General features: G+C 65.4%; 19 protein-coding genes and 1 pseudogene. 9 read left to right on the top strand and 11 right to left on the bottom strand.

The annotated features are described in order from the left end of the window. The first annotated feature begins 343 nt into the window (after positions 1-343). Positions 344-1,624 carry a citrate synthase gene (gene gltA / locus E4487_RS05285; protein ID WP_037051881.1) on the top strand — a complete coding sequence of 427 codons (1,281 nt, stop codon included), beginning with the start codon at positions 344-346 and terminating at the stop codon, positions 1,622-1,624. 58 nt (positions 1,625-1,682) lie between these two features. On the opposite strand, the gene E4487_RS05280 is transcribed toward gltA, so the two are convergent. From E4487_RS05280 to E4487_RS05270, 3 genes are all read right to left on the bottom strand, one after another. Continuing rightward, positions 1,683-2,282: an START domain-containing protein gene (locus E4487_RS05280; protein WP_175252859.1), complete on the bottom strand. Its 600-nt coding sequence runs from the start codon at positions 2,280-2,282 to the stop codon at positions 1,683-1,685. A gap of 65 nt (positions 2,283-2,347) precedes the next feature. Beyond that, on the bottom strand, positions 2,348-2,599 hold the full coding sequence (locus E4487_RS05275; protein ID WP_037051879.1) for a YkgJ family cysteine cluster protein: 252 nt from the start codon (positions 2,597-2,599) through the stop codon (positions 2,348-2,350). Positions 2,600-2,673: 74 nt separating this feature from the next. Then, a complete protein-coding gene (locus E4487_RS05270; protein WP_037051878.1) occupies positions 2,674-3,546 on the bottom strand; it encodes an NAD(P)-dependent oxidoreductase in 873 nt (290 codons plus the stop codon). Positions 3,547-3,664: 118 nt separating this feature from the next. Here E4487_RS05270 and E4487_RS05265 point away from each other — a divergent pair, with 118 nt between their 5' ends. The 3 genes from E4487_RS05265 (at position 3,665) to rhtA (ending at position 5,556) form a co-directional block, all read left to right on the top strand. Further along, a complete protein-coding gene (locus E4487_RS05265) occupies positions 3,665-4,213 on the top strand; it encodes an exonuclease domain-containing protein (RefSeq protein WP_037051877.1) in 549 nt (182 codons plus the stop codon). A 139-nt stretch (positions 4,214-4,352) separates the two neighbouring features. Beyond that, positions 4,353-4,634 (top strand): pyrimidine/purine nucleoside phosphorylase, encoded by a 282-nt coding sequence (locus tag E4487_RS05260; protein WP_037051876.1) that lies wholly within the window; start codon positions 4,353-4,355, stop codon positions 4,632-4,634. Positions 4,635-4,704: 70 nt separating this feature from the next. Next, entirely contained in the window at positions 4,705-5,556 is an 852-nt protein-coding gene (gene rhtA, locus E4487_RS05255) for a threonine/homoserine exporter RhtA (protein ID WP_175252858.1), read from the top strand. Here rhtA and E4487_RS05250 read toward each other — a convergent pair. The 5 genes and pseudogenes from E4487_RS05250 to E4487_RS05230 all read right to left on the bottom strand — a co-directional run bounded on the left by E4487_RS05250 (position 5,553) and on the right by E4487_RS05230 (position 9,848). Continuing rightward, positions 5,553-7,310: an ABC transporter transmembrane domain-containing protein gene (locus E4487_RS05250; protein WP_175252857.1), complete on the bottom strand. Its 1,758-nt coding sequence runs from the start codon at positions 7,308-7,310 to the stop codon at positions 5,553-5,555. The genes rhtA and E4487_RS05250 overlap by 4 nt on opposite strands. 8 nt (positions 7,311-7,318) lie before the next feature. Continuing rightward, positions 7,319-7,683: pseudogene (locus E4487_RS05245) on the bottom strand (DoxX-like family protein). A gap of 21 nt (positions 7,684-7,704) precedes the next feature. Further along, entirely contained in the window at positions 7,705-8,139 is a 435-nt protein-coding gene (locus E4487_RS05240; RefSeq protein ID WP_047584302.1) for a thiol-disulfide oxidoreductase DCC family protein, read from the bottom strand. Next, entirely contained in the window at positions 8,136-8,723 is a 588-nt protein-coding gene (locus tag E4487_RS05235) for a DUF1287 domain-containing protein (protein ID WP_175252856.1), read from the bottom strand. Before E4487_RS05235 ends, E4487_RS05240 begins: the two co-directional genes overlap by 4 nt. Before the next feature lie 9 nt (positions 8,724-8,732). Then, positions 8,733-9,848: an ATP-NAD kinase family protein gene (locus E4487_RS05230; RefSeq protein ID WP_175252855.1), complete on the bottom strand. Its 1,116-nt coding sequence runs from the start codon at positions 9,846-9,848 to the stop codon at positions 8,733-8,735. Positions 9,849-9,995: 147 nt separating this feature from the next. On the opposite strand from E4487_RS05230, the gene E4487_RS05225 reads away from it, so the two are divergent. Beyond that, positions 9,996-10,169 carry a PA1571 family protein gene (locus E4487_RS05225; RefSeq protein ID WP_175252854.1) on the top strand — a complete coding sequence of 58 codons (174 nt, stop codon included), beginning with the start codon at positions 9,996-9,998 and terminating at the stop codon, positions 10,167-10,169. Between the two features lie 37 nt (positions 10,170-10,206). Here E4487_RS05225 and msrB read toward each other — a convergent pair whose 3' ends face one another. Beyond that, entirely contained in the window at positions 10,207-10,602 is a 396-nt protein-coding gene (msrB, locus tag E4487_RS05220; protein WP_037051870.1) for a peptide-methionine (R)-S-oxide reductase MsrB, read from the bottom strand. Between the two features lie 280 nt (positions 10,603-10,882). On the opposite strand from msrB, the gene E4487_RS05215 reads away from it, so the two are divergent. From E4487_RS05215 to htpX, 3 genes are all read left to right on the top strand, one after another. Then, complete coding sequence (locus E4487_RS05215) at positions 10,883-12,094, top strand: pyridoxal phosphate-dependent aminotransferase (RefSeq protein ID WP_037051869.1); 1,212 nt, start codon at positions 10,883-10,885, stop codon at positions 12,092-12,094. Between the two features lie 6 nt (positions 12,095-12,100). Continuing rightward, positions 12,101-12,547, top strand: coding sequence for a hypothetical protein (locus tag E4487_RS05210; protein ID WP_037051868.1), 447 nt, complete (start codon positions 12,101-12,103; stop codon positions 12,545-12,547). Between the two features lie 93 nt (positions 12,548-12,640). Further along, positions 12,641-13,513 carry a protease HtpX gene (gene htpX, locus E4487_RS05205; protein WP_037051867.1) on the top strand — a complete coding sequence of 291 codons (873 nt, stop codon included), beginning with the start codon at positions 12,641-12,643 and terminating at the stop codon, positions 13,511-13,513. Between the two features lie 58 nt (positions 13,514-13,571). Here the strand turns inward: htpX and E4487_RS05200 are convergent, their stop codons facing one another. Then, positions 13,572-14,228, bottom strand: coding sequence for a thiopurine S-methyltransferase (locus E4487_RS05200; RefSeq protein ID WP_175252853.1), 657 nt, complete (start codon positions 14,226-14,228; stop codon positions 13,572-13,574). Between the two features lie 105 nt (positions 14,229-14,333). Here E4487_RS05200 and E4487_RS05195 point away from each other — a divergent pair, with 105 nt between their 5' ends. After that, positions 14,334-15,101, top strand: coding sequence for a class III extradiol ring-cleavage dioxygenase (locus E4487_RS05195; protein WP_175252852.1), 768 nt, complete (start codon positions 14,334-14,336; stop codon positions 15,099-15,101). On the opposite strand, the gene E4487_RS05190 is transcribed toward E4487_RS05195, so the two are convergent. Next, a complete protein-coding gene (locus E4487_RS05190) occupies positions 15,098-15,682 on the bottom strand; it encodes a TetR/AcrR family transcriptional regulator (protein WP_037051864.1) in 585 nt (194 codons plus the stop codon). The genes E4487_RS05195 and E4487_RS05190 overlap by 4 nt on opposite strands. Positions 15,683-15,728: the final 46 nt, after the last annotated feature.

Genomic DNA, 15,728 nt, shown 5'->3' with positions numbered 1-15,728 from the left:
AGCCCCTAAACTTCAGGGCAAAGTTGTTGGGAAGTGCACTGGTCAGGTACCCATCACCCAAGGAGTGACGACCGCCATGATATGGCCGCAAAGCCCCTGGCGGTCGGGCGCAGAGTATAGACAGTTAGCAGACTAATGACAATGCAATGGCCTACCCCAAAAAGCGCATTGCAGCCTGCAAACAAATGGCGTAAATAGCGGCCTTTTTTCGCTGAAAATCCCGCCCAAACCCTTCTACTGCCTGGGTTCTCGCAAATTGACTTTCGAATTTATCCCACTATAGTGGTGCGGGCCCTGCGTGGGGGGCCGTCTGATGATTTCAAGCATAACTAGGAGGCCACATATGGCTGACAAAAAAGCGCAGTTGATCATCGAGGGCAATGCCCCCGTCGAACTGCCCGTTCTGACCGGCACTGTTGGTCCCGATGTAATCGATGTGCGGAGCCTGACCGCCACGGGTCGGTTCACATTTGATCCTGGTTTCATGTCGACCGCCTCTTGCGAGTCGAAGATCACCTATATCGACGGCGACAAAGGGATTCTGCTGCACCGCGGCTACCCCATCGAACAGCTCGCCGAGCAATCCGACTACCTGGAAACCTGCTACCTGCTGCTCAACGGCGAACTGCCGAGCAAGGAAGAGAAGGCCAAGTTCGTCAGCACCATCAAGAACCACACCATGGTTCACGAGCAGCTGAAGACCTTCTTCAACGGTTTCCGCCGTGACGCCCACCCGATGGCCATCATGTGTGGCGTGGTCGGCGCCCTGTCCGCCTTCTATCACGACTCGCTGGACATCAAGAACCCGCAGCACCGTGAAGTGTCCGCCATGCGCCTGGTCGCCAAGATGCCGACCATCGCCGCGATGACCTACAAGTACTCCATGGGCCAGCCCATGATGTACCCGCGTAACGACCTGAACTACGCGGAAAACTTCCTGCACATGATGTTCAACACCCCGTGCGAGATCAAACCGATCAGCCCGGTGCTGGCCAAGGCGATGGACAAGATCTTCATCCTCCACGCCGATCACGAACAGAATGCCTCCACCTCCACCGTACGCCTGGCTGGCTCCTCGGGCGCCAACCCGTTCGCCTGTATCGCAGCCGGCATCGCCGCGCTCTGGGGCCCGGCTCACGGCGGCGCCAACGAAGCCGTGCTGACCATGCTCGACGAGATCGGCAGCGTGGACAACATCGAGAAGTTCGTGGCCAAGGCCAAGGACAAGGATGACCCGTTCAAGCTGATGGGCTTCGGCCACCGCGTGTACAAGAACTTCGACCCGCGCGCCAAGGTCATGAAGCAGACCTGCGACGAGGTTCTGGCGGAGCTGGGCATCAACGATCCGCAGCTGGAGCTGGCCATGAAGCTGGAAGAGATCGCGCGCAACGATCCTTACTTCAAGGAGCGCAACCTCTACCCGAACGTGGACTTCTACTCGGGCATCATCCTCAAGGCCATCGGCATTCCGACCTCCATGTTCACCGTGATCTTCGCCCTGGCACGTACCGTGGGCTGGATCTCGCACTGGAAGGAAATGCTCTCCGGTCCGTACAAGATCGGCCGTCCGCGCCAGCTGTACACCGGCTACGAGCAGCGCGACCTGCCCGCCGACCGCGGCTGATCGATCGCTGCACGACAAGAAAGGCTGCCATCCGGCAGCCTTTTTTCATTCCCGCCCGTCAGCGCCCCTCGACCCGGGCACGCAAGCCCTGCAGGGTCTGCAACGGCGCGTCGACGACGAAGCTGTTGGCCAGCCACGAAGGCACGCTCCCGCCCGGCTCGGTATGCACCTCGTAGGTCACCTCTACCCTGCCCTCGCCCATTGGCTGCAGGTGCCACTGGCCGTCGACCCGCTGCACCCGCACGAAATCATCGTTTTCCGGCAGGCGCTGCGGCACCGCCTCCAGCACCCGCGTGACAGCGCCATCGGCATCCTTGCGCGTCGTGACCTCGATCACCGAGTCGCGCGCCTTGACCGGCCAGGGCATGTCGAAACGCGTGTACACCTCGCTCACCTCCCCCTCGTGCTTGAGCAGGCGCTGCTGCTGACAGCTGAATATCCAGGCACAGGAGCCGGCGACATCCTCCTGGGCGGCCTGCACGGCGGCCAGATCCCCCTTGATCGTCACCACGCCGCGATAGGCCTTGTACTTGGAACCCGGCACGTCGGCCAGATAGACGCGCACGCCATCCTCCTCACGCTCCAGCTGCCATTGCCTTTCGGCAGCCTGGGCGGCGGTTGCACACAGCATCACGGCCAACACGGACATACGGATCATCTTGGAACCTGTTCTCTGGGTAGTGTTTGCGTTTCGACCGCAGCAAGGGGAAACGGGTTCAGCCGTCAGACTGTCGCCTGCTCCAGCCAGCCGAGCATGCGAATGGCGCTGTCGCGACTGTCGCCGCAAAGCTCGACCTCGGCCTTGAACGCCGAGCAGACGGGCGGCCGCTCCGGCTTCCCGAACAGGGCACAGAGCGCATCGACGGACAGATGAATGCAGCGCACACCCGCCGGCTTGCCGTCGGGCATGCCAGGGATGGGCGAACTGATGGAGGGCGCGACGCAACAGGCGCCACAGCCGGCACGGCATTCCATGGGGAACCTCGACGAGGCAGAACGAACGGCGCGATGCTAATGAGCCGCGCGCCGTCAGTCGAGGGCTTTCGTGATCAGCGGTTACGCTGCAGGCGCGCCAGCAGGCTGGAGGTATCCCAGCGTCCACCGCCCATGGCCTGGACGTCGGCGTAGAACTGATCGACCAGCGCCGTCACCGGCAACTGCGCACCGTTGCGGCGCGACTCCTCGAGCAGGATCGACAGGTCCTTGCGCATCCAGTCGACGGCGAAGCCGAAATCGAATTCCCCGGCCAGCATGGTCTTGTAGCGGTTCTCCATCTGCCAGGACTGCGCGGCGCCCTTGCTGATCACATCGACCACCGCCTGACCATCGAGCCCGGCGCACTGCGCGAAGTTCAGCGCCTCGGCCAGGCCCTGCACCAGGCCGGCAATGCAGATCTGGTTGACCATCTTGCTCAGCTGCCCGCTGCCCGCAGGCCCCATCAGGCGCATCATCCGCGCGTAGCTCTGGATGACCGGCTCGGCCACCGCATAGGTCTCGGCCTCGCCGCCCACCATGACCGTCAGCACGCCATTGACCGCCCCCGCCTGGCCGCCGGAGACCGGCGCATCGAGAAAGCCCAGCCCGCTCTCGGCGGCCATGTTCGCCAGCTCGCGGGCGACATCGGCGGATGCCGTGGTGTGGTCGACCAGGATCGCCCCCGGCGACATCCCGGCGAAGGCGCCCTGCTCGCCCAGGATCACGCTGCGCAGATCGTCGTCGTTGCCCACGCAGCACATCACCAGCTCGGCGCCCAGCGCGGCCTCGCGCGGCGTCGGCGCCGCACTGCCGGCGTACTCGCCGAGCCACTGCTCGGCCTTGCCCGGCGAGCGGTTGTACACCGTCACCTGGTGACCGTTGCGGGCGAGATGCCCGGCCATCGGATACCCCATCACGCCCAAGCCGATAAACGCGACCTTAGCCATAGCAACCTCCTGCGGACATAGGCGGCAGAGCCTAACACGACGTTTGCCCTCGCCGGAAAGCCCTTCCATACTGCCAGCGGACCCGCTCGAACCGGGCATCGGACGCTAAGGAGTGCCAATGGGACATTGGTTGGTCATCGACCTGGAAGCCACGACCGACGAAGGCGGCTGGCCGGTGGAGGAAATGGAAATCATCGAGATCGGTGCCAGCCTGGTCGGAGCGGACGGCCATGAACGCGACCACTTCCAGCGCATCGTCAGGCCGCAACGACGCCCCTGCCTGACCGATTTCTGCCGCCAGCTCACCCACATCACCCAGGCGGACGTCGACAGCGCGGCGCCACTGCCCCAGGTCTGGGCGCAGTTCGAGCGCTGGCTGACGCAGCATGCGCCGCGCCTGGTCGGCTGGAGCAGCTGGGGCGACTACGACCGCCGCCAGCTGCACCAGGAATGGCGCCAGCACCAACTCCTCAGCCTGCTCGCCGACGTGCCCCACCTGAACCTCAAGCAGGCCTTCGCCAAGGCCCGCCAGCTGCAGCGCCCGGTAGGCCTGCACAGCGCCCTGCAACTGGCCGGCATGCAGTTTCAGGGGCAGCAGCACCGTGCGCTCGAGGATGCCCGCAACACCGCTCGCCTGCTGCCGCTGGTACTGCCCATCAAAGGGTGATGACGAAAAAAAGGCGCTTGGGCATACTGGCGCCCCTTTTGTGGCCATGCCCGCCGTGGCGGCCTGCCTTCGGGGCGGCGCCAGGCGACGTTGCAAATGGCTCCCAACAGTTTGTCCACCCACTTCCGAGGAATCGCAGATGTTCAAGGTCAACGAGTACTTCGACGGCACCGTCAAATCCATCGGCTTCAGCATGGCTGAAGGCCCGGCCACCCTCGGCGTCATGGCCCCGGGCGAATACGAGTTCGGTACCAGTCAGCTGGAAGTGATGCACGTCGTGGCCGGCGCCCTGACCGTCAAGCTGCCGGGCACCGACAGCTGGACCACCTTCGAGGCCGGCAGCCAGTTCACCGTCGAGGCCAACAGCAAGTTCCAGCTGAAGGTCGCCGTGGATACCGCGTACCTCTGCGAATACCGCTAAGCCGCAAGCCTCATGAAGAACCGGCCCCTGCGGCCGGTTTTTTCGTTGAACAGCACCAGGACACAGCCTCATGCCCCGCCCCGCCCTCCTTGTCCCCATCGCCCTGCTCGTGGTGGCCATGACCTCGATCCAGAGCGGCGCATCGCTGGCCAAGAACCTGTTCCCCCTGGTCGGCGCCGAAGGCACCACGGCCCTGCGCCTGGTGCTTGGCGCGATCATCCTGTCGCTGGTGATGCAGCCCTGGCGTGCCAGGCTGGATCTGCGCAAGTGTCACGCCCTGCTCGCCTACGGCCTGGCCCTCGGCGGCATGAACCTGTTGTTCTACATGTCGCTGCAGAGCATTCCCCTGGGCATCGCCGTCGCCCTGGAGTTCACCGGGCCGCTGGCCCTGGCGCTGTTCTCGTCGCGACGCCTGCTGGATTTCGTCTGGGTGATCCTGGCCATCGCCGGCCTGTGGCTGCTGCTGCCCACCGGCGCGACGCAGAGCGCCATCGACCCGCTCGGCGCGGGCCTGGCACTTGGCGCCGGGGTGTGCTGGTCGCTGTACATCATCTTCGGCCAGAAAGCCGGCGCGCAGCATGGCCGTCACACCGTCGCGCTGGGCACCTGGGTCGCCGCATTGCTGGTCCTGCCGGTCGGCCTGTGGCACGCCGGCGGCGACCTGTTCGACCTCGACCTGCTGCCCATCGCCCTCGGCGTGGCGGTGATGTCATCGGCGCTGCCGTACAGCCTGGAAATGATCGCCCTGACACGCATGCCCGCGCGCACCTTCAGCGTGCTGATGACCCTGGAGCCGGCGATCGCCGCGCTCTGTGGCTTGATCTTCCTCGGCGAGAAGCTGCTCTGGGGACAGTGGCTGGCCGTGGCGGCGATCATCATCGCCTCGACCGGCGCCGCCGCCACCATCAAGCCGCAGCGTTAACTGCCGAACTGCAACTCTGCCAGGCGCGCATACAGCGCGCTGCTGTCGATCAGCTCGGCATGCCGGCCAATGGCGGCCAGACGCCCGCGCTCGATCACCGCGATGCGGTCGGCCTGCTTCACCGTGGCCAGACGATGGGCGATCACCAGGGTCGTGCGCCCGGCCATCAGCGACGGCAACGCCTGCTGGATCAGGTGCTCGCTTTCGGCGTCCAGCGCACTGGTCGCCTCGTCCAGCAGCAGGATCGGCGCATCGGCGAGCAAGGCGCGGGCAATCGCCAGGCGCTGGCGCTGCCCACCGGACAAGCCCAGCCCCGCCTCGCCCAGATGAGTCTGGTAGCCCTGCGGCAGACGCTGGATGAACTCGTGCGCATGCGCGGCGCGCGCAGCGGCCTCGACCTCGGCCTGACTCGCATCCAGGCGGCCATAGCGGATGTTGTCTTCGATCGAACCGTAGAACAGCGCCGGATTCTGCGACACCAGCGCGAAGCAGGCACGCAGCTCACGTGGATCGAGCTGATCGATCGGCACCCCGTCGATGAGGATGCGGCCTTGCTGCGGGTCGAAGAAGCGCAGCAGCAGATCGAACAGGGTCGACTTGCCGGCCCCGGAGGGGCCCACCAGCGCCAGCGTCTCGCCTGCGGCCACCTGCAGGTCGACGCCGTCGATGGCATAGCTGTCCGCACGCGACGGATAGGCGAAGCGCACCCCCTGCAACTCGATGCGCCCCTGCACTGGCCGCTGCAGCGGCTGCGGCCGTTCCGGCGCCACGATGGCGTTGCGCGAACGCAGCAGCTCGCCGAGGCGCTCCGCCGCCCCGGCTGCACGCTGCAGCTCGCCGATCACCTCGCTCAGCGTACCGAAGGACGAGCCGACGATCAGGCTGTAGAACACGAAGGCCGCCAGCTCGCCACCGGAAATGCGCCCGGCGATGACATCCATGCCGCCGACCCAGAGCATCACCCCCACCGCGCCGAGCACCAGCACGATCACCACCGTGATCAGCCAGGAGCGCTGGGCGATGCGCTTGCGCGCGACATCGAAGGCCGCCTCGGCGGACTCGCCGAAACGCCGTTTGTCTTCATCCTGGTGGTTATAGGCCTGCACGGTCTTGATCTGCCCCAGCACCTCGCCGACGTAGCTGCCGACGTCGGCCACGCGATCCTGACTCTGCCGCGACAGTGCCCGCACGCGCCGGCCGAACAGCAGGATGGGCGCCACCACCAGCGGCAAGGCCAGCAGCACGATGCCGCTGAGCTTGGGGTTGGTGACCACCAGCAGGATGCTGCCGCCGATGAGCATGATCAGGTTGCGCAGCGCCATCGACAGCGATGAACCGATCACCGATTGCAGCAAGGTGGTGTCGGCGGTCAGCCGCGACTGGATCTCCGAACTGCGGTTGCTCTCGTAGAAACCGGGGTGCAGCTCGATCAGGTGATCGAACACCCGGCGGCGGATGTCGGCGACCACCCGCTCACCGATCCACGACACCAGGTAGAACCGCGTGTAGGTGCCGAACGCCAGTGCCAGTACCAGCACGAAGAACAGCAGCAGGGAATGCCGCAACGCGGCCGGGGACTGCGTGGCCAGGCCCTGGTCCACCAGCAGCTTGATGCCCTGGCCCATGGACAGGGTGATGGCCGCCGTGAACAACAGCGCCAGCAGTGCACCCAGCACGCGGCCGCGATACGGCGCGATGAAGCGCCAGGCCAGGCGGACGGCGCCACGCTGGCGAGAAGAAAGCATCGATGTCATGACAGGTCTCAGGAGTCAGCAGCCGAGGGCGCTTCGGCCAGCCAGGCCACTGCGCACAAGGCCAGCGCAGCCAGGTTGGTGGAAAGCGGGTTGAACGCCTGAAGCAACAGATGGGGGCTGAACAGCGCAACATCAAGCCGCAGCACCAGCAATACCGCGACAGCGACCCGCAGCGGCCAGCGCCGGCGACGCATCGTCAGCAGAACGATACCCGGAGTATTTCCCCCGCGCCGGCGATGCGGGCGATCAGTTCCGGCGCGAACAGCGGGTGCTGCGGGCGCCCATGGGCACCGATCATCGCCACCTCGTCAGGACTGAACCAGAGGAGCTTCGGCGCCAACCCATGCCAGATGAATACCAGTGCCAGGGCCAGGCGATCCGCGCCAGACGCGGCTCAGTCATGCAGGAAGCGTTCGCCATGGTCGGCCGTGGGCAGCAGGCAGACGTCATGCCGACCGAACAGGCGGTAGCGATTCAGCGCGATCCGGTCATAGCACCAGTCACGCAGCGGCCTGGGCACCAGGCGCAGCCAGCTCAACCCGCGCCATGGCCAGGGCAGCCTGGCGAGAATGCGCAGCAGCGCGGAGGAACGCAGGTGCAAGCCCTGCTCGTCGATCAGCGCCATGCTGTCGAAGTGATCGGTCGGCAGGCCGTACCAGGCCAGCAGCGCCTGGCCCTGTGCGGACTGCACCGAGGCCAGACGAAAGCGTCGTTCGGGGTCATGCCGGATGAGAAACTTCGCCCAGCCGTTGCACAACTTGCAGACACCGTCGAACAGCACGACGCGCTCTCCAGCGGCCAGCCCCGGCGGCAGATTCGACTGTGTCATCGCGCGGCACTCGCCTGTTGCGCCAGCGGGCGATAATGGCCGGTGATCCGAAAGGTGAACAGGATGTCCTCCTCCTGCGTGCCACGGCCGATGTTGTGCAGCACCAGCGGCACGCCGTCCGGTGCCCGACGGTCGCTGACGATGCCGATATGGGTGAGGCCACGCCCCAGATCCCAGGTGACGATGTCACCGGCCGCGTAGGCGGCTGGCTCCTGGCTGACCGGCAGGGACCAGCCCTGGCGCGCGAACCAGGTCATCAGGTTCGGCACGCGGCGATGGTCGATGTTGCTGTCCGCCCGCTTAAGCCCCCAGTGCTGCGGATACAGCGCGAAGTTGCCACGCATGTCGCGGTGCACCGCCTCCTGCAGGTCCAGCCCCTGCTCGCGCAACGCCCGGATCACCACATCGGTGCAGACCCCGGTGGCCATGGGCACATCGCCGCCCGGGTAGCTCAGGCGCCGGTACGCCGGGTCATAGCTCAGGGTCACACCCACCTGCTTGCGCGCATCCAGCACCAGCCGATCGGCCTCGATGGCCTGCGCGGCGAACGCCAGCGACCAGACCAGCAGCATCACTACCCGCATTTCGATCTCCTATCGACTCAGGGGATAAAGCAATTCTTCCTTGTAGCCCGCCCAGACCCGCACGGCATCGGGAAAGGCGTCGTCCAGCGTCACGTCGCCGCTGTCGACGAGCAGCGGGCGGCCTTCCAGCGTCGCCAGCTTGCGCTTGGTGGCGACCACCCGCAGGCGCTCCAGGCCGACTTCGCGCAGCACGCGCGGGCTGATCTGCTGATTGCCACGGCCGATGACATGCCCCTGGCCGCCGATGGCGGTCACCAGGATGTAGGCGGGATGGCCAGCGACCAGGGCGAACAGTTCGGCCTCGTTGACGTCGCGGGCGATCACCTGACCATTCTCGATCACGTCGACGCCCAGCAAGGTCGTTTCCAGCCCCAGGTTCTGCGCCAGGCCGTGCAGGGTCGAACCGGGGCCGAACACATAGCGCACGCCCGACTCCCACTCCGCTTCCAGCCAGGCAGCAAGGTCGGCCAGCACCAGCTCCTCGGACTCCATGCCGCCCTGCTTGACCGCCTGCACATAGCCGCCCTCCTGCGGCACGCACAGCTCGCCGTACCAGCGCGCGGTAACGCGCCCCTCACGCAGGGCGCTCTCGTCGATATCGCGCACCTCGCCACTGGCCAGGCGCACCAGGCCGCCCTCCACCAGGCGAGCGGTCAACTCGCCCGCCGCGCGCGGGCTGATGGCATAGACCCCGGACTGGATCTTCACCCCGGCCGGGATGCCCAGCACCGGCTGCCCGTCTCGCACCGCCGCGCAGACATCGCGCGCCGTCCCGTCACCCCCGGCGAAGAGGATCAGCGCCACACCGGCATCCTGCAGTTGCTGCACGGCGCGCCGGGTATCCTCGGCAGTGGTCGGCTGCGCACCCAGCGAGCCCAGCAGGCGGTGCTCGAAGCCCATCTGCGCCAGCAGATCGCCGCCCATGGCACCGGGATAGGTGACGAACTCGATACGCTCATGCAAGCCCTGCAACTGTTCGAGCGCGGTACGCGTACGCTGCGCCGCCTTGGCCTCGACACCCAGCGCCAGCGCCTGCTCGGCCATGCCATCGCTGCCCTTGAACGCAGCCGGACCGCCAAGCCCGGCCAATGGATTGATGATCAGCCCAACATGAAAACGCGACATGTATTCCTCGTTCCGCGCAGGCTGGCACGCAGCCTGCATTACCACTTTCGCACTGTGTTTCGTGACGGAATTCCGCCGTCGCAGCTGTCACCGCGCCTTCATCTGGACTTCCTAGAATGGCGCGCATTATTGATCAGGAGACAGGCCATGAGCTTGCACGACAACGCCGCCCAACGCCCCGACACATCGGCCCGGCAACTGCCGGTCGGGGGCTTCGTCATCGACGCCGAAGGCCGCGAGGTGCCCATCACCGAAGACATGATCCAGCGCGCCTGCAGCGAACTGGAAGAAAACCGCCAGGCCAGCGACAAGCCGGATTGAATCGCACGCCAGACAGGATCGAGCCTGGCGCGCAGGCTCAATCGCGCGGCACCAGCTTCAGCGACAGCGAGTTGATGCAGTAACGCAGCCCGGTAGGCCGTGGCCCATCGGGAAACACATGCCCCAGGTGGGCATCGCACTTGGCGCACTTGACCTCGATGCGATGCATGCCGTGGCTGAAATCATCGACGCTGGCGACCACCTCGTCGTTGACCGGCTGGAAATAGCTCGGCCAGCCACTGCCGGAATCGTACTTGGCAGCGGAATCGAACAGCGCCTCGCCGCAGCAGGCGCAATGGTAGATACCCGGCGTCTTGCTGTCATGGTACTCGCCAGTGAACGGCCGCTCCGTGCCCCCCAGGCGGCACACGTGAAATTGCTCCTGCGACAGCTCTTCGCGCCAGGTTTCCAGGGATTTGTCGACTTTATCCACGGGCTGCTTTCCTCCTCGACGATCAGGTGAACGGTGGCGACGGTGAATCTTCGTGATCACGGCCAGTCCAGGCGCAGTCCGCACGGCACTGCCGCCATCCTCCGCCTCGTTGCCAGGGTAGCAGGCATGAAAAAAGCCCGACTGGTACCTTTGCCGCGATCAGGTCGCCACGTATGATTCGACCCCAGTCTGTCACCCACGTTACAGGCTGCCAAGACTCACCCACGGGGAATCTCGGCAGCCTGAGCCGGTGGGTTCTTCATAGATCGGGATCCCATACATGCAGGTCAGCAAATCGAACAAGCTCGCCAACGTCTGCTACGACATCCGCGGGCCCGTGCTCAAGCACGCCAAACGCCTGGAAGAGGAAGGCCACCGCATCCTCAAGCTGAACATCGGCAACCCGGCACCGTTCGGTTTCGAAGCACCGGAAGAGATCCTCCAGGACGTCATCCGCAACCTGCCGACCGCACAGGGCTACAGCGATTCCAAGGGGTTGTTCAGCGCGCGCAAGGCGGTGATGCAGTACTACCAGCAGAAGCAGGTCGAAGGCGTCTCCATCGAGGACATCTACCTCGGCAACGGCGTCTCCGAACTGATCGTCATGGCCATGCAGGCCCTGCTCAACAACGGTGACGAAGTGCTGATCCCGGCGCCTGACTACCCGCTGTGGACCGCCGCCGTGGCGCTGTCCGGCGGCAAGCCGGTGCACTACCTGTGCGACGAACAGGCCGGCTGGTTCCCCGACATCGCCGACATGCGCGCCAAGATCACCCCGAACACCAAGGCGCTGGTACTGATCAACCCGAACAACCCGACCGGCGCGGTGTATTCGCGGGAAGTCCTGCAGGACATCGTCGAACTGGCCCGCCAGCACAACCTGGTGATCTTCTCCGACGAGATCTACGACAAGATTCTCTACGACGAAGCCGTGCACATCAGCACCGCCTCGCTGGCACCGGACGTGCTCTGCCTGACCTTCAACGGCCTGTCCAAGAGCTACCGCGTGGCGGGCTTCCGCTCCGGCTGGGTAGCTATCTCCGGGCCCAAGCACCGGGCACAGAGCTACATCGAGGGGCTCGACATCCTGGCCAACATGCGCCTGTGCGCCAATGTGCCGAGCCAGCATGCGATCCAGACCGCCCTCGGTGGCTACCAGAGCATCAACGACCTGGTGCTGCCCAACGGCCGTCTGCTGGAACAGCGCAACCGCGCCTGGGAGCTGCTCAACGACATCCCCGGCGTCAGTTGCGTCAAGCCCATGGGCGCGCTGTACGCATTCCCGAAGATCGACCCCAAGGTCTGCCCGATCCACAACGACGAGAAGTTCGTCCTCGACCTGCTGCTCTCGGAAAAGCTGCTGATCGTGCAGGGCACCGCCTTCAACTGGCCCTGGCCCGACCACTTCCGCGTGGTCACCCTGCCCCGTGTCGACGACCTGGAGCAGGCCATCGGCCGCATCGGCAACTTCCTCAAGGGCTACAGCCAGTAAACCGGCATGGACCTGCAGATAGACGATTTCTACAAGGACGCGGCCAGCGGCCTGCTCATGCTCTACCAGGCCTTCCCGCGCAAGATGGCGCTGTACGTGGAAGACCTGATAGGGCGTGAGGAGCCGGACGAGTTCGGCCTGCCCAGCAAACGCCATCAGGCCTGTCTCGGCGCACTGCTGTGGCTGGCCGAGGAAGGCTACCTGCGCTTCGAGTCGACCATCGCCTACGATGCGCTGGATCAGGCGGTGCTGACCGAGAAAGGCTTCCTGCGCCTGTCGCGCTCCATTCCCCACGCCCTGCGCGAAGGCGAAGTGCTGCCGCCGAGCGTGCGCCGCGTGCACGCAACGCTGGCCTTCCAGCTGCGCGAAGCCCTGGCGCAGCGCCACGGCGAGCGCACCGCACGGCTGACTCGCCTGCTGTTCGAGAGCACGCTGCACGGCCAAGAGACATAGTTTGAAATAGTCGCCGGTTGAAAGCCCCGGGGGCGCGCCCTTATATAGCCCGCATTACTCGTACGTCTTTCCCGTGAGGAGTCCGTTCACACCATGATGCGCATTATGTTGTTCCTGGCCACCAACCTGGCGGTCCTGGTTATCGCCAGCATCACTCTCAAACTGCTGGGCGTCGACCGCTTCACTGGCCAGAACCACGGCAGCCTGCTGATCTTCTGCGCTGTGTTCGGTTTCGCCGGCTCGCTGGTCTCGCTGTTCCTCTCCAAGTGGATGGCGAAGATGAGCACCGGCACGCAGATCATCACCCAGCCGCGCACCCGCCACGAACAGTGGCTGCTGCAGACCGTCGAGGAGCTGTCCCGCGAAGCCGGCATCAAGATGCCGGAAGTCGGCATCTTCCCGGCCTACGAGTCCAACGCCTTCGCCACCGGCTGGAACAAGAACGATGCGCTGGTCGCCGTCAGCCAGGGCCTGCTCGAGCGTTTCTCGCCGGATGAAGTACGCGCGGTGCTGGCCCACGAGATCGGCCACGTCGCCAACGGCGACATGGTCACCCTGGCGCTGATCCAGGGCGTGGTGAACACCTTCGTCATGTTCTTCGCACGCATCTTCGGCAACTTCGTCGACAAGGCGATCCTGAAGAACGAGGAAGGTCACGGCATCGGCTATTTTGTCGCGACCATCTTCGCCGAACTGGTACTGGGCATCCTGGCCAGCATCATCGTCATGTGGTTCTCGCGCAAGCGCGAGTACAAGGCCGACGAAGCCGGCGCCCGCCTGGCCGGTACCGGCGCGATGATCGCCGCCCTGCAGCGCCTGCGTGCCGAACAGGGCGTGCCGGTGCAGATGCCCGACAGCCTCACCGCCTTCGGCATCAACGGCGGCCTGAAGAATGGCCTCGCCGGCCTGCTGATGAGCCACCCGCCGCTGGAAGACCGCATCGAGGCGCTGCGCCGCCTCGGCTGATCGACAGCCGCAAAAGAAAAGGCGACCCCAGGGTCGCCTTTTTCATGCCGCGGCCGAATCAGCGCCGCGTGAGGTGGAACACCACCTCGTCCACCGCCTCGAGCTGGTTCTCGCTGAAGCGCGGATTGCCGCTCAGCACATCCTTGCGTTCGACCTCCTGCAGCGCCCAGCCCCCGCTGAAGAGGCGCTCGGCCTCGGCATCCTCGACCGAGAATGGCGGGCCATCCATGCGCTGCTGGTCGTAGGCCAGGGTCACCAGCAGCCCCTGACAGGCAGCCGGCAATATCGCCTGCAGGTGCGCGGCGTAGCGCTCGCGCATCTCGGCCGGCAAGGCGATCAGCGCCGCACGGTCATAGAACGCCTGGCAGCCGGCAACGTCCTCGCCAGTCAGGGCGAAGAAGTCGCCACAGAGGATCTGCAGGTTGCCGGCGGCATAGACCTTGTACGCACCGCGTTGCGAGATCTGCGGCTGCACATCGCGCTCGGCGAAGAAATCCTGCACGGCGCGCTCGGCCAGCTCCACGCCGATCACCGCATGCCCCTGCTCCGCCAGCCAGGCCAGGTCGAGGCTCTTGCCGCACAGCGGCACCAGCACCGTCGTCTGCGCCGGCAACCCCAGGGCAGACCAGTGACGACGCAGGTAGCCGTTGACCTTCTCCTGATGAAAACCAATCTGGCTACGCGCCCAACGATCCTGCCAGAACGCCTCGTGCATCAGAAACCCTCCATGAAATTCGATAGGAATACTCAATAATTTATACTGGAAGTCGATACTTCCAGCGCCGAAGATGGCCACATCCTACTTCAGGAGCCAAATTCCATGCTGCCTTCCCTGTACATTTCCCACGGTTCCCCCATGCTCGCCCTGGAGCCCGGCGCCAGCGGCCCGGCACTGGCGCGTCTGGCCGGCGAACTGCCGCGTCCGCAGGCCATCCTGGTGGTCTCCGCGCACTGGGAAAGTCGGCGCCTGCTGCTCACGGCGGGTGAACGACCGGAAACCTGGCACGACTTTGGTGGCTTTCCAGCAGCGCTCTACGCCGTGCAATACCCGGCACCCGGCGCTCCGCAGCTGGCCGAAGCGATCGCCCGGCAACTGGACGCCGCCGGCCTGCCGGCCGAGCTGGACGCACGCCGCCCCTTCGACCATGGCGCCTGGGTCCCGCTGTCACTGATGTATCCGGACGCGGACATCCCGCTGCTGCAACTGTCGCTGCCCAGCCAGCTCGGCCCCGAGCTGCAGACGCGCGTGGGCCGAGCGCTGGCGAGCTTGCGCGAGCAAGGCATACTGCTGATCGGTTCCGGCAGCATCACCCACAATCTCGGCGAACTGGACTGGCGGGCCGGGCCAGATGTCGTCACGCCCTGGGCCAAGGCGTTTCGCGACTGGATGGTGGAGCAACTCGAAGCCGGGGACGAGCAGGCGCTGCACCACTACCGCCAGCGGGCGCCAAGCGCCGTACGCAACCACCCCAGCGAAGAGCACCTGCTGCCGCTGTTCTTCGCCCGTGGCGCTGGCGGCAGCTTCTCCGTGGCGCACACAGGCTTCACCTACGGCGCACTGGGCATGGACATCTATCGCTTCGACTAGCCGCCATTCCTCACGCTGTCCCAGGCGATCTGCGCCAGCAGCTCGCGGCAATCGCGCAGCTCGCTGCGGGTCCGCCCAGCCAGCCAGTTGCGCGCCAGGTCCTGCGTCGGGCCGATCACCACCGAGGCGAAGCAGTCATCCGGCAATGCCTTGAACAGCCCCTGCTGACGGTATTCGGCCAGCGCCGCGAAAATCTGCGCGAAGTGCTCACGGTTGGCCTCGCGCAGCGCATCCCCCATCTCCCCCGCCTCGACCCGGCTGCGGCTGTGCAGAATGAAGCGCGCCCAGTCCGGATTGGCCACCACCCAGTCGATGTAGCTGGTCACCAGCAGCCTGACGCAGGCCTCGGCGCTGTCTGCGCTGGCGAAACCGCGCTGCAGCATTTGCGCGTACTGCGCGGTGCCGCTCATGTACAGCGCGGCGATGATCCGTTCCTTGTTGCCGAAGTGGTGGTACAGGCTGCCGATGCTCGCACCGGAGCGGTCACGGATCATCTCGATGGTGGTGCCATCGACCCCCTGCTCGGTGACGCAGGCCAGTGCGGCCTGGAGGATTTCGTCTTTGCGTGATGGACGGGCCATGCCGCTCCTTGCTGACTAGAATATTTTTCTAGAATAATTTTCTAAC

This window comes from Pseudomonas sp. BMW13, from assembly GCF_013357275.1.
Taxonomy (GTDB): Bacteria; Pseudomonadota; Gammaproteobacteria; order Pseudomonadales; family Pseudomonadaceae; genus Aquipseudomonas; species Aquipseudomonas khazarica.
This window is presented reverse-complemented; position numbering and strand designations above follow the sequence as displayed.